A 12,229-nucleotide genomic window follows, 5' to 3' on the forward strand; every position below is an offset into this window, starting at 1 on the left:
CTTTTCAGATCCGCATAGAAGAATGAGCGTGCCAATGGCAGTTAAAGTATTAGTAGTAGACGATTCGAGCTTTTTCCGTCGTCGTGTCAGTGAAATATTAGAAAAAGACAGTGATATCAAGGTTATTGATTTTGCTGTTAATGGACAAGAAGCAGTAGAAAAAGCTGCAAAGCTTCGACCTGACGTCATCACAATGGATGTAGAAATGCCAGTAATGGATGGGATAACCGCAGTTAAAGCGATTATGAAAGCGAACCCGACACCAATATTGATGTTTTCATCTTTAACAAGAGAAGGTGCTAGTGCGACGCTAGACGCTTTGGATGCAGGTGCTTTAGATTTTTTACCGAAAAAGTTTGAAGACATAGCACGCAATAGTGAAGAGGCGATTAAATCTTTACAGTCAAAAGTTAAAGAGATTGGCCGTAGGCGGGTTCATCGTGTGGCACCAACAACAAGAGCGCCTGCGACTGAGGTTAGTAGTCGATTAAATTCGAAGCCTACGACATCAGCGAAACCAGTAATTGCACAACCAGATAGGAGCTTTAGTCGAAGCTCTTCGCCAACGACGACTTCGACAAGTGTAAAAGCATCTGGAAAACGCTACCAGCTAGTTGCTATTGGTACTTCAACAGGAGGACCTGTTGCTTTACAAACTATTTTAACTCAACTCCCGGCTAATTTCCCACATCCAATTTTGCTCATTCAACATATGCCTGCAGCGTTTACTCCAGCTTTTGCTGGGCGCCTTGATAGCCTTTGCAAGATAAAAGTACAAGAAGCTAAAAATGGCGATAGACTCGTTCCTGGTGTCGCTTATTTGGCGCCTGGTGGACAGCAGATGATGGTGGAAGCCAGAGGCGGTTCTAAAACATTGAAAGTGTTTGAAGATGAGAGTCCTAGGATTACTTATAAACCGAGTGTAGACATTACTTTTGCTAGTGCTGCTAAGGCATACCAAGGGGATGTATTGGCCGTGGTTTTAACAGGTATGGGGGCCGATGGTCGGGATGGGGCAAGAATGTTAAAACAAGCGGGTTCTACTATTTGGGCACAAGATGAAAAAACGTGTGTTGTTTACGGTATGCCTCAAGCTGTTACTAATGCTGGTTTATCAACTGAGAGTTTAGCACTCCAAGATGTTGCGATGAGAGTTGCAAAAGAGGTAGGGTGCTAATAATGTGCGAGAAACAGCGTACGTAATGGATAATTAATTTGCTGTGAATAGGCATCGCGTTTAGGAATAGACATATATTGTGAAGATCTGGACAGTCGCAAATCAAAAAGGTGGGGTAGGGAAAACCACTACCGCAGTGAGTTTAGGCGGTATACTCGCATTGCAAGGAAAGCGTGTATTATTAATAGACACAGATCCGCACGCGTCACTGACTTATTATTTTGGGATCGACTCAGAAGAGTTAGAGGTGAGCGTTTATGATATTTTTGCGCGAGGCTCAGCGATGCAAAGCGAGGAAATTTTGCAAGCGTTGTGCCCTTCTACAATTGATAGTCTGGATATTTTGCCCGCAACAATGGCAATCGCGACATTAGATAGAAGTATGGGCAATCGTACGGGGATGGGCTTGGTGTTAAAAAAAACGCTGGCAAAAGTTAGCGAGCATTATGATTATGCTATTTTAGATTGCCCCCCTGTATTGGGGGTTTTAATGGTTAATGCCCTTGCCGCAAGTGAGCGTATACTTATCCCAGTACAAACAGAGTTTTTAGCATTAAAAGGCTTAGATCGTATGATGCGTACCATGGAATTGATGCAAAGTTCGCAATCCAAAGATTATCAATATACTATTGTGCCTACAATGTATGATAAAAGGACTAAAGCATCATTAGAAGCTTATAAATCACTATTAGCCAATTACAAAGAATATGTATGGCCAGGGGTTATCCCCGTAGATACTAAGTTTCGCGATGCTAGTTTGGCGCAGCAAGTACCAGTGGAGTACTGTCCTAAATCCAGAGGTGTGTTTGCATATCAAGCGTTGCTAGAGTATCTGCATCAGGCAAAATAGAGGTATAAATGAGTAAGCATTTATTTGCTAATGAAAAAGTCATGAAGCAATATTTAGGGGCTTTACTAACGGAAGAACCTCTTCAAGAAGAAGAGCTTGCGCCTGTAGCTAAATTATTAGAGCAAGTACAAAGTGTAGATGAAGTTGTTACTGAAATTGAACCGACCTCAACGAAAGTTGCAACACAGACAACGGCAGAAGTTGAAGAGTTAAGGTCAGTTGAAGTAAAGGTTGAACCTCAAGAAATCGTTGAGCTACAAGCAAAAAATCTTGAGATACCAGAAAATAATACTATTATCAAAGAAGCAGCTGACACAGTAAATCACGCCGTGAGTGCTCGAGATGCTTATGGAGAAGATGAGTTTCAGGCACTATTTTTTGAAGTTGCTGGATTAACACTCGCTGTACCGTTGAAATCTTTAGGTGGAATTCACCAATTAGGTGAAATAAATCAACTTTTCGGAAAACCTAAATGGTTTAAAGGGGTGATGTTAAACCGCGAAGAAAAGCTAAATGTTGTAGACACCGCTCGGTGGGTTATGCCGGAAAAGTTTACACCTGAACTTGAGGAGCGTTTAGATTATCAGTATTTGATAACTCTGGGCGATAGCCCATGGGGCTTATTGGCTGAGAGCCTAGTTAATAATATTACGTTACAACCAGATGATGTAAAGTGGCGCACGAGTGACAGCAAACGACCTTGGTTGGCAGGTGTTATAAAAAAGAAAATGTGTGCCTTAATTGATGTCGATAATTTAAACCGCTTGCTTGAGCAAGGCCTCGATAGTCGAGAGCAGTAACTAAGATCTTTATGGAGTAAAACCATGAGCCAAGATAGACTACTTTCTGCAGACAAGAATGCTGATAGTAACGATGAAGTTCTTCAATGGGTAACTTATAAACTCGAAGACGAAACGTATGGTATTAATGTAATGCAAGTGCAAGAGGTATTGCGTTACACAGAGATAGCACCAGTGCCTGGTGCACCAAGCTATGTATTAGGTATTATTAATCTTCGTGGTAATGTTGTTACGGTTATTGATACTCGCGCTCGCTTTGGATTAATGAGTGCAGAGGTAACAGATAACTCTCGTATTGTAATTATTGAAGCCGAAAAACAAGTAATTGGGATTTTGGTAGACAGTGTTGCAGAGGTTGTATACTTGCGAAGCTCTGAAATTGACAGTGCGCCCAATATAGGTACTGAAGAGAGTGCTAAGTTCATTCAAGGTGTATCGAACAGAGAAGGTGAGTTGCTGATCTTAGTTGACCTTAATAAGCTGCTCAATGATGATGAGTGGGATGAACTGAGTCATATATAAATAGTGGATGTAGTAAATAATAATTTGGTTTTACTGTTTGTTGCAATGGCCTCAGGTGTACTTTCATTGGTGTGCTTGGGGTTTGTTTTTGTATTATTGAAAAAGGCACAGCAGAGCCATATCAAACATAATAAGTTACACGCTCATATACAAGATACTGAAAATCAAACCGCAATTTTGCGCAGTGAAATTGCGGAAGTTCGTTCTGGTTTGCTAAGCATAGGCCAACGTCTGATTGCCTGTGAGAATTATGCTAAAGATTTGGCGCAGCAACAGGCGGCACAAAAGTATGATGATCCAGATGCAAGAATTTACTCTCGGGCCGTAAAAATGGTTGAGCTAGGCGCTGATATCGAAGAAGTTATGCGTGAATGTGAATTGCCACGTGCCGAAGCTGAGCTTCTTATGTCGTTGCATAATAAATCATGATAATTAGGCTTTAATATCTAGCTTGCTATTAAAGCCTTTCCACCCAGGTGGGAACTGCCCTCTTAGTACATAAGAAAATGCGATAAGCTCTGCGATAACATAATAGAGCTCTTTAGGGATCTCTTGATTTAAATCGAGCTGGCTTAATGTACTGGCAAGACTCGCATCTTGATGAAGCATTATTCCTTTATCCTTTGCGAGCGTAATTATTTCGTCAGCCAGTTCACCAAAGCCTTTACACGCGACATGTGGAGATTGGCCGGCTTCATAAAGTAAGCCTATCGCTGTTTTTTGTCCCATTTTAAATTCCCCTATACTTGTATATTGACAATAGCATGACTGTCAAAAAAAGCATCTACTTGCTCTGCGTTTTCATTTAAAACTATCTCACTTACTTGTAACCCGTGTGCTGAAAGTTTTCTTCGTAGACCATCTATATGGGGCGCAGCTAAGTTACAAACTTGTGCCGTGGTACCTAGCAACTCACATTCTAATGCCTTATCCATAAGTTCCGCATGTGCACTGATTTTACCTTGTTGTGCGTAGTCAAAATTTAAGCGAATGAACCAAACCGTTTTTTCTGGCATATTCTCTTTGGCCTTTTTCTTATATTGGCCAATTTGTAGCTCGGTTTGTTTACATTCTGGAGGGAGTTTCATCGGCATAAATAAACTCAATAGTAACTGGGCGTCAGAATCAAATTTTGTGGCATTTGGACTGGGTACCAGATTTGTTTGGTGTGCGTTATTTATTTTTATTAAATCATCTAATAATTGAGAGTTTAGTTGCGGCAAATTTTGTAATAACTGTTTTGATTGCACCCCTTTAAATTCCGGGGAGAGTGTTTTAAGCAAAGAATGCAGTCTTTCAAGCTGTATATCTTCACTAAACCCTTGTGTGGCTTTGGGGGCGGCAAGGAGTGTTACCAGTAGTTTGTCTAATGCCTGAGTATAGTTATTACTACTTTGGCCGTGTGTTTCCCTGATAGGGGTTCTTGAAAATTGCGTAAAATGCGGTTGTAACTCATGAAGTATTTTAGGTGCAGATATATTCTTTTCATCGATCATTCGGTTGAAAGCATTGTGTACTAGCCTAGTTAGATCAACAGAGTCGCTACTTTTAAAATGACTAATTGCGTCTATTTTTTGGGTGAGGATTTGGGTTGTTGGTAAGTCTTTATATGCAGGTGATGGCTGTTTTTCTAGACCAAGTATTGTTTTAAGTAATGCGCGTTCGATAGGCAACTTAGGCGTGTAGGAAAGCTGTTCATAGTGCATACGTGAAGGCGGCAACTCATTTGGAAAGTTTAATAGCGGTGCGGCCGTGGGTTTTACTATGCTGTGCTTGAGTGCACTCCAATCAGTGCGTGAGTCATATGCATTGTTTGTAGACAAAACTAGGCTTGATAGCTTTTCGGTAGCCATCAAAGGATTTTGCATTGATAGCGATTGTATTACCGTGCTTAACCTTGAAAGTAAATGCACAATAGGGGCTTGTTCAGTTCGGCTTGCTGAACGTAATACTAAGGTTGTATCGAGTGTCGTTGGTAGCTTTTGGTGATGCTGACTATTTTTTGCAATAGTAGACTCGGTGTTCATTGTCGTTGTAGTTTGATTCTTTTGGTTAAGGGATTCAAACGGCTTAGCAATCAAGTTGTTTAGTGCGCTTTTAACCGCATCTTTGATGTCTTGGAAGGTGATATTTACAAGCGGTTTATTGTAGCGAAGCGTATTATCAGGCATTGGTTTGTGGGGGGGGGATATTGAGCTGCTGTTTGCTAAAGGTTGAATGTCAGAGAATTGACTTTTAATAGGTTGCGCTAATGTCACAGCGTGTTTTTGAGGGATTGCTGCGATGTTGATACCTTGACTATGCTTTGTAATCGATGCTTGTTGCCATTTAGCGGTGCTCGTAATATTACTTGTTTCCACTTTGGTATTAGTCAGTGTGAATGATTGCTGAGATTGCGAAAATTTCACCTGAATATCCTGCTTATCCACCAGTATAAAAGGCGTGACTTTATTTGATGCCAACAGCTCTGTGAACTTTTGTTTGCTAATAGCGCCAGTTAATAACGGGTCTTTAAACTGATTGAGTAAAGTAAAAGTAACTTTTTGTGGTGCAGCTTGAATATTAGCTACAAGCTTAGACTCGTTTTTGAGTACTTCTGATAAAGCTGGATTAATTGCTAAGTTAATACCAAGTTTTTTGAATTGAAGCTGTGGGTTTGGGGTGTGGGTGACGCTGACGTTTTGTTGAAGGCTCGTTGAAGGGTGAAGTCCTTTGAGCAGGTTAACGAGCGCCATCAGTTCATTTGCTGCTTTAACCTGAATGCTTTGTTCTGGCGTGTTAAGTGTTAATGTTTGCCCATTGTTTGCGACAGTAACATGTGCTAGTTCAATTCGTGAAGGCGCCGCGCTCCCATTTTTAATAGCCAGTCGCATTGGTTGCCACCGGCCGTTTAATTCTACATCCATTTGCAGGCTATCAGACTTAATCACCACATTCTTAGCCATAAACGTTTTTGGTGGAGAATGCTGAACGCTATTTGTACTAGCATCGCTTAAAACTGTGCGAGTGTCAGATGTACTCGAAGTTTGAATGTGAATTGGTTGTTTATTCATTATTTTAAATCAAATTTTCAGTAATCGTTGGTGTTGGATTATTCGTATTACCATACCATTATGGTAGACTAACGCCCAATTTTGAGTAGCGAGAATCACCAATTTGCTAGAGATAAAGTCGGTCACTTGTGTGAAACAAGAGCGTTGTTTGTTCGAATCTTTAAGCTTTGCTTTAGAGTCAGGTAAAATCATGCAAGTTGAGGGCCCAAATGGTGCGGGTAAAACATCTTTATTGCGCATTGTTGCAGGGTTTGCAAATGCGGATGAAGGTAATGTAATTTTTAACGGCCAATCAATTACTGACCATTATGATGAGTTCGCTACTCAATTGTTATTCATAGGTCATAAAACGGGCGTGAATGGGCAATTGACAGCCTATGAAAATGTCTGTCATTGGCTTGATGTACATGGCTATGAACGTCCAACCAATATTTATGAGGTGTTAGCCAAACTTGGTCTGGTTGGCCTTGAGGACGTGCCTGTACGGACACTATCGGCAGGACAGCAACGACGAGTCGCGCTTGCGAGGCTATGGATGAATAACGCTAAACTATGGATACTAGATGAGCCTTTCACTGCCTTGGATAAAAAAGGCGTGATATTACTGCAACAACAATTCGCTCAGCAATTAAGCCTAGGTGGGTCGATATTATTGACAACCCACCAGGATTTAACCACACATTTTGACGATTTAAAAACGCTTGTTTTGGAGTATCGTCATTAATGAAAATATCTCATTCATATTGGCAGTTATTTTATGCAGTCTATAAAAAAGACCTTACGTTAGCATTCCGTCAACGTGCAGAAATTGTTAATCCATTGCTGTTCTTTTTAATTGTTATTACATTATTCCCGCTGGCGATAGGTCCGGAACCTGCGCTGTTAGCAAGAATGGCTCCAGGCATAATTTGGGTCGCAGCTTTACTTTCTACCATGCTTGGGCTAGATAAAGTCTTTCGAGATGATTTTAATGATGGTTCCTTAGAACAATTAATTGCTTCAGCATACCCGTTACCATTATCAGTGTTAGCAAAAGTACTGGCCCATTGGACAACGACTGGGTTACCAATGGTATTGATGGCACCTGTTTTTGCATTACTCATGAATTTAGACAGTCAATTACTTAGCGCGATGTTATTAACATTACTGATCGGGACACCACTTTTGAGTTTTATTGGTGCTATCGGCGCGGCATTGACTGTTGGGTTACAAAAAGGCGGGATATTAATGAGCCTTTTGGTGTTACCTTTGTATATACCAGTACTAATTTTTGCGACGTCCGCCATTGATACAAGTAGCATGTCATTGGCTTATGGTGGACAACTCGCGATCCTCGGGGCTATGTTAGCAGTAGCAGCTGTTATGGCCCCTTTAGCAATATCGTCAGCTTTAAAAGTGAGTGTAAGTTAACATGTGGAAATGGTTACATCCCTATGCAAAAGCAGAGCGTGCATATCAATTATGTAATACGCTACTGCCTTATTTTACAGTTATTACCGTCGTGTGTTTAGTTGTTGGTTGGGTTTGGGGGCTCGCTTATGCTCCAGCCGATTATCAGCAAAAAGACAGTTATCGTATTATCTTCATTCATGTGCCTTCTGCTATTTTATCCATGGGAGCATATTCATCAATGGCCATTGCGGCCATCATAGCGCTGGTTTGGCAAATAAGAAATGCCGAATTGGCGGTTATTGCCATAGCTCCAGTAGGGGCGGCAATGACGGCAATTGCATTAATTACAGGGGCCGCTTGGGGCAAGCCAATGTGGGGAGCTTGGTGGGTATGGGATGCACGGCTTACATCTGAATTAATATTATTGTTTTTATATTTTGGGGTGCTGTCTCTATATCACGCCTTTGAGGATAAAAAATCAGCTGGACGGGCGGCTTGTATTTTAGCAATTGTTGGTGTTATTAATTTACCTATAATCCACTTTTCAGTTGAATGGTGGAATACGTTACATCAAGGTGCAACAATTACTAAGTTTGATACATCTGCTATTGATGCCTCAATGTTGTGGCCGCTATTAATAAATATTGCGGCATTTGCAGGCTTTGTTGGCGTAATTACGCTAATTCGTTTGAAAAATGAGATCTTACAATGTGAAAAGCATCGCCCGTGGGTGCGAGATTTAGTAAGTCGAGGTTAAGTATGCAGTTTGAGTCATTTAGTGATTTTATTTCGATGGGTGGATATGGTTTTTATGTCTGGTTGTCGTTTGGTAGTTGTGCATTGGTATTATCATCGGTTTTGATAAGTTCTTTATTTGATGGGAAGCGGCTTAAGCAGCAAGTTAGGTTGCAGATTGAAAGAGAAGCTCGAATTAAAAAAGCTCAGCAGGAGCAAGCAGTATGAATCCTAGACGTAAAAAGCGCATGCTTGCAGTACTGGCGATTGTGTTTGGTGTCGGCTCCGCGATAGGCTTAACCTTATATGCGCTGCAAGAAAATATAAACTTATTTTATACGCCAAGTGAGTTAATTGATGGTAAAGGCGAAAACAAAGAAAAACCATTTGTTGGTCAAAAATTACGAATTGGCGGTATGGTTGTTCCAGGCTCCGTAGTACGAGATGAAACAAGTTTGGATGTGACGTTTAAACTCGCTGATAAAGGTCCTCTTGTGACCATTAAATACCGTGGTATTTTGCCCGACTTATTTAGAGAAGGTCAGGGAATAGTTGCGCAAGGTACGTTAATTGAGCCAGATGTTATTGAAGCATTTGAAGTACTGGCAAAGCATGACGAGGAATATATGCCCCCAGAGGTGGCGGAGGCGGTTAAAGGAATTAAGCACGTTAAACCTACCTACAATTTAAATAGCGAGAATTAATATGATCCCAGAGATTGGCTATTTTTCGCTTGTGCTAGCGATGGCATTGAGTCTGTTGTTGTGCATATTTCCGATGTGGGGGGCTTATACTGGAAATTTAAGGCTGATGCGAGCTGCACCATCATTGGCTGTTGGTCAGTGTTTGTTTGTGTTAGTGTCGTTTGCTATTTTGATTTATGTAACATTGATAGATGATTTCACAGTTGCGTACGTTGCACACCATTCAAGTACAAGCTTGCCTTGGTACTATAAAGTCACTTCGACATGGGGAGGCCATGAAGGCGCAATCTTACTGTGGTTAGTGATGCAGTCAAGTTGGACGGCGCTTGTGGCACTGATGTCTAAGTCACTTCCTTGGGTGCTTAGAGCGAGGGTCTTGGGGGTACTGGGCTTTCTTGGTGTAGGTTTTATGCTGTATACCCTCTGGATGTCGAGTCCGTTTGAGCGCTTACTGCCCTACTTTCCGGTAGAGGGACGTGACTTAAACCCATTACTACAAGACCCTGGAATGATTATTCATCCACCTTTACTCTATATGGGATATGTTGGTTTATCTGTGTCTTTTGCGTTTGCGATAGCGGCACTATTAACAGGTAAGTTGGATAACACTTGGGCTAAATGGTCACGACCTTGGACGATGGTTGCATGGGGATTTTTGACGTTAGGCATCACTATCGGTAGCTGGTGGGCTTACTCAGAGCTTGGCTGGGGGGGCTGGTGGTTTTGGGATCCGGTAGAAAACGCATCGCTGATGCCATGGTTAGTCGCAACAGCATTACTGCACTCTTTAGCGAGCACAGAAAAGCGCGGGATCTTCAAGTCTTGGACTGTGTTGTTGGCCATTACAGCGTTTAGTTTATGTTTACTTGGCACCTTTATAGTTCGTTCTGGCATTATTGTATCCGTTCATGCGTTTGCAACAGATCCAGATAGAGGACTGTTTATTTTGACTTTTTTACTCGTGGTTGTCGGCGGCAGCTTAGCTTTATATGCTATGCGAGTGTCTGAAGTAAAAAGTGAAGGGCGGTACAAACTATTATCTAGGGAAGTCTCACTATGGGCCAATAATATATTTTTGGTGGTTGCGACGCTAATTGTGTTGTTGGGGACATTGTTGCCCATGATCCATAAAGAACTGGGGCTTGGTTCTATTTCTATTGGTGTGCCATTTTTCAATCAAATGTTTTCAGTGCTAATTGTGCCTTTTGCACTATTACTTGGAATTGCACCTTTATTAAGATGGAAGCAGAATAAATTGACACCACTGGCGAAGAAAGCGCTAGGTTTAGTCGCGGCAGCATTACTGTTAACAGCTTCTTGGTTATATAGTAGTTACGATACCGTCTCAATACTTACCTTTGTGGCAACGGCACTAGGGGTTTGGATTGTATTGGGTGCTCTGTTAGATATTTTTGAGAAAGTGACGGTAGAAAAACATATCCTGAATGGTTTTAAGCGACAAAGCATGAGCTATTGGGCAATGATCTTAGGTCATGTAGGGATCGCGTTTGTGGTTGCAGGTGTAGCACTAACATCTGCGTATTCAGTGGAGCGCTCAGTGAGTATGAAGGCTGGTGATACCGCTGTCCTTAATGAATACACATACCGGTTTGAAGGCGTGAAGGAAATTCGAGGCCCTAATTACAGTGGCCATGCAGGCGTCGTCAATGTGCTAAAAGAAGGGAATATAGTGACTGAATTGTATGCAGAAAAGCGTTTGTATGATGTCGGTATGCAATTTATGACTGAGGCGGCAATCGATGATGGCTTTTTCCGCGATTTATACCTAGCTCTGGGTGAGCAATTAAGTAATGGCAACTGGTCATTGCGGATTTATCACAAGCCATATGTACGTTGGATGTGGTTAGGCGGATTATTGATCTCTATAGCTGGTTTCTTGGTTGTGGCAGATAAGCGTTATCGTAGACGACCTAAATACACTGAGACGGCAGAGGCTAAAATATGAATAAGAAATTGATAGCAATCATACCATTTTTGATATTCATGTTTCTATGTGTGTTTTTGTACCAAGGGTTATTTGGTAATCCTCGAGAGTTGCAAACAGGCCGTATAGGGCAGGTAATGCCGAGCTTTACGTTGCCTGATTTAATGGTCGATGAAAAACAGTGGCAAAATACAGACTTACTCGGTGAAGTGTATTTACTGAATGTGTGGGGCACTTGGTGTCCAACATGTATTGCTGAGTTAGGCTACTTAGCGCAGCTTCGAAGTCAAGGTGTTCGTATTATTGGTTTATATTATGAACAAGCTTATGACCCAGATTTTGGCGACCAGTTTGATATGAATGCGCTTAGAGTAGAAGTGAAGTCAATGTTAGACAGAGCGGGAGATCCGTATCAATTTAATATTTTAGATTTAGAACGAACATTGGCACTAGATTTAGGTGTATCTGGCGCACCAGAGACATTTTTAGTTAATAAAGAAGGGAAAATATTGCTACATCATACAGGTGATATCAATCCTCGAGTGTGGAGAGCGAAGTTTGCACCAGCTATTCAGGAGCTGTCACAATGAAATATGTATTGATGATATTGACGATGCTAATGAGCTTCGCAGGACATACGGTAGAGGATAAGTATGAATTTTCATCACAAGAGCGTGCGGCAACCTTTAAGGAATTGACTCATGAACTTCGTTGTCCGAAATGTCAGAACCAGAATATTGCTGATTCTGATGCAATTGTAGCGAAAGATTTGCGAGATAAAGTCGTCACTTTGGTCCATGAAGGGAAAACAAAGGAAGAAGTGATTGATTATATGATCGATCGTTATGGTTACTTTGTACATTATCAGCCACCGGTCACGCCTGCGACAATTATTTTGTGGGTATTGCCCATTTTTATAGTGGTAGTTGGTTTTGGTTTTATCGTATTTCGGCAAAAAAAGGCGTCGAGGAAGCAAGTGTGGGATGCAAATGATGAAGCTAAGTTGACTAAATTGATTGCTCAGTATCAGCGTAAGGAGCAGCAATAATGA

The 12,229-nt window shown here is 41.4% G+C and carries 15 protein-coding genes; 13 read left to right on the plus strand and 2 right to left on the minus strand.

From position 1 onward, the window contains the following. Positions 1–34 precede the first annotated feature (34 nt). The 5 genes from PAUR_RS05835 to PAUR_RS05855 all read left to right on the plus strand — a co-directional run bounded on the left by PAUR_RS05835 (position 35) and on the right by PAUR_RS05855 (position 3,778). Positions 35–1,177, plus strand: coding sequence for a protein-glutamate methylesterase/protein-glutamine glutaminase (locus PAUR_RS05835; RefSeq protein ID WP_192506866.1), 1,143 nt, complete (start codon positions 35–37; stop codon positions 1,175–1,177). Positions 1,178–1,256: 79 nt separating this feature from the next. Continuing rightward, a complete protein-coding gene (locus PAUR_RS05840; RefSeq protein WP_192506867.1) occupies positions 1,257–2,027 on the plus strand; it encodes a ParA family protein in 771 nt (256 codons plus the stop codon). A gap of 8 nt (positions 2,028–2,035) precedes the next feature. Then, the gene (locus PAUR_RS05845; protein WP_192506868.1) at positions 2,036–2,827 is read left to right on the plus strand and encodes a chemotaxis protein CheW; all 792 of its coding nucleotides are present in this window, start codon (positions 2,036–2,038) and stop codon (positions 2,825–2,827) included. A 24-nt stretch (positions 2,828–2,851) separates the two neighbouring features. Beyond that, positions 2,852–3,349, plus strand: coding sequence for a chemotaxis protein CheW (locus PAUR_RS05850; protein ID WP_192506869.1), 498 nt, complete (start codon positions 2,852–2,854; stop codon positions 3,347–3,349). 24 nt (positions 3,350–3,373) lie between these two features. After that, positions 3,374–3,778, plus strand: coding sequence for a DUF2802 domain-containing protein (locus PAUR_RS05855; protein WP_225738384.1), 405 nt, complete (start codon positions 3,374–3,376; stop codon positions 3,776–3,778). A 3-nt stretch (positions 3,779–3,781) separates the two neighbouring features. Here the strand turns inward: PAUR_RS05855 and PAUR_RS05860 are convergent, their stop codons facing one another. Both PAUR_RS05860 and PAUR_RS05865 read right to left on the minus strand, forming a co-directional pair. After that, complete coding sequence (locus PAUR_RS05860) at positions 3,782–4,078, minus strand: EscU/YscU/HrcU family type III secretion system export apparatus switch protein (protein ID WP_192506870.1); 297 nt, start codon at positions 4,076–4,078, stop codon at positions 3,782–3,784. Between the two features lie 11 nt (positions 4,079–4,089). Beyond that, on the minus strand, positions 4,090–6,402 hold the full coding sequence (locus PAUR_RS05865) for a hypothetical protein (protein WP_192506871.1): 2,313 nt from the start codon (positions 6,400–6,402) through the stop codon (positions 4,090–4,092). Between the two features lie 103 nt (positions 6,403–6,505). Between PAUR_RS05865 and ccmA the strand changes: the two genes are divergently transcribed. Genes ccmA through PAUR_RS05905 form a run of 8 tightly spaced genes read left to right on the plus strand, consistent with a single transcriptional unit; the run spans position 6,506 to position 12,226 of the window. Further along, positions 6,506–7,126, plus strand: coding sequence for a cytochrome c biogenesis heme-transporting ATPase CcmA (gene ccmA / locus PAUR_RS05870; protein ID WP_192506872.1), 621 nt, complete (start codon positions 6,506–6,508; stop codon positions 7,124–7,126). Further along, positions 7,126–7,812, plus strand: coding sequence for a heme exporter protein CcmB (gene ccmB / locus PAUR_RS05875; protein ID WP_192506873.1), 687 nt, complete (start codon positions 7,126–7,128; stop codon positions 7,810–7,812). The genes ccmA and ccmB overlap by 1 nt, the downstream gene beginning before the upstream one ends. 1 nt (position 7,813) lies before the next feature. Then, positions 7,814–8,551, plus strand: a complete 738-nt coding sequence (locus PAUR_RS05880) for a heme ABC transporter permease (RefSeq protein ID WP_192506874.1) — start codon at positions 7,814–7,816, stop codon at positions 8,549–8,551. A 2-nt stretch (positions 8,552–8,553) separates the two neighbouring features. Further along, entirely contained in the window at positions 8,554–8,757 is a 204-nt protein-coding gene (ccmD, locus tag PAUR_RS05885) for a heme exporter protein CcmD (protein ID WP_192506875.1), read from the plus strand. Beyond that, entirely contained in the window at positions 8,754–9,233 is a 480-nt protein-coding gene (ccmE, locus tag PAUR_RS05890; RefSeq protein ID WP_192506876.1) for a cytochrome c maturation protein CcmE, read from the plus strand. Before ccmD ends, ccmE begins: the two co-directional genes overlap by 4 nt. A gap of 1 nt (position 9,234) precedes the next feature. Next, the gene (locus tag PAUR_RS05895; protein ID WP_192506877.1) at positions 9,235–11,199 is read left to right on the plus strand and encodes a heme lyase CcmF/NrfE family subunit; all 1,965 of its coding nucleotides are present in this window, start codon (positions 9,235–9,237) and stop codon (positions 11,197–11,199) included. Next, a complete protein-coding gene (locus tag PAUR_RS05900) occupies positions 11,196–11,768 on the plus strand; it encodes a redoxin family protein (protein ID WP_192506878.1) in 573 nt (190 codons plus the stop codon). Before PAUR_RS05895 ends, PAUR_RS05900 begins: the two co-directional genes overlap by 4 nt. Beyond that, positions 11,765–12,226 carry a cytochrome c-type biogenesis protein gene (locus PAUR_RS05905; RefSeq protein ID WP_192506879.1) on the plus strand — a complete coding sequence of 154 codons (462 nt, stop codon included), beginning with the start codon at positions 11,765–11,767 and terminating at the stop codon, positions 12,224–12,226. The genes PAUR_RS05900 and PAUR_RS05905 overlap by 4 nt, the downstream gene beginning before the upstream one ends. Positions 12,227–12,229 lie beyond the last annotated feature (3 nt).

The organism is Pseudoalteromonas aurantia 208 (assembly GCF_014858725.1).
Taxonomy (GTDB): domain Bacteria; phylum Pseudomonadota; class Gammaproteobacteria; order Enterobacterales; family Alteromonadaceae; genus Pseudoalteromonas; species Pseudoalteromonas aurantia.

Coding starts and splice junctions, on each gene's coding strand:
- PAUR_RS05880 (WP_192506874.1), top strand. CDS start 7,814: ATGTGGAAATGGTTACATCCCTATGCAAAAGCAGAGCGTGCATATCAA.
- PAUR_RS05900 (WP_192506878.1), top strand. CDS start 11,196: ATGAATAAGAAATTGATAGCAATCATACCATTTTTGATATTCATGTTT.
- PAUR_RS05905 (WP_192506879.1), top strand. CDS start 11,765: ATGAAATATGTATTGATGATATTGACGATGCTAATGAGCTTCGCAGGA.
- PAUR_RS05865 (WP_192506871.1), bottom strand. CDS start 6,402: ATGAATAAACAACCAATTCACATTCAAACTTCGAGTACATCTGACACT.
- ccmE (WP_192506876.1), top strand. CDS start 8,754: ATGAATCCTAGACGTAAAAAGCGCATGCTTGCAGTACTGGCGATTGTG.
- ccmB (WP_192506873.1), top strand. CDS start 7,126: ATGAAAATATCTCATTCATATTGGCAGTTATTTTATGCAGTCTATAAA.
- ccmD (WP_192506875.1), top strand. CDS start 8,554: ATGCAGTTTGAGTCATTTAGTGATTTTATTTCGATGGGTGGATATGGT.
- PAUR_RS05860 (WP_192506870.1), bottom strand. CDS start 4,078: ATGGGACAAAAAACAGCGATAGGCTTACTTTATGAAGCCGGCCAATCT.
- PAUR_RS05895 (WP_192506877.1), top strand. CDS start 9,235: ATGATCCCAGAGATTGGCTATTTTTCGCTTGTGCTAGCGATGGCATTG.
- PAUR_RS05835 (WP_192506866.1), top strand. CDS start 35: ATGGCAGTTAAAGTATTAGTAGTAGACGATTCGAGCTTTTTCCGTCGT.
- PAUR_RS05850 (WP_192506869.1), top strand. CDS start 2,852: ATGAGCCAAGATAGACTACTTTCTGCAGACAAGAATGCTGATAGTAAC.
- PAUR_RS05845 (WP_192506868.1), top strand. CDS start 2,036: ATGAGTAAGCATTTATTTGCTAATGAAAAAGTCATGAAGCAATATTTA.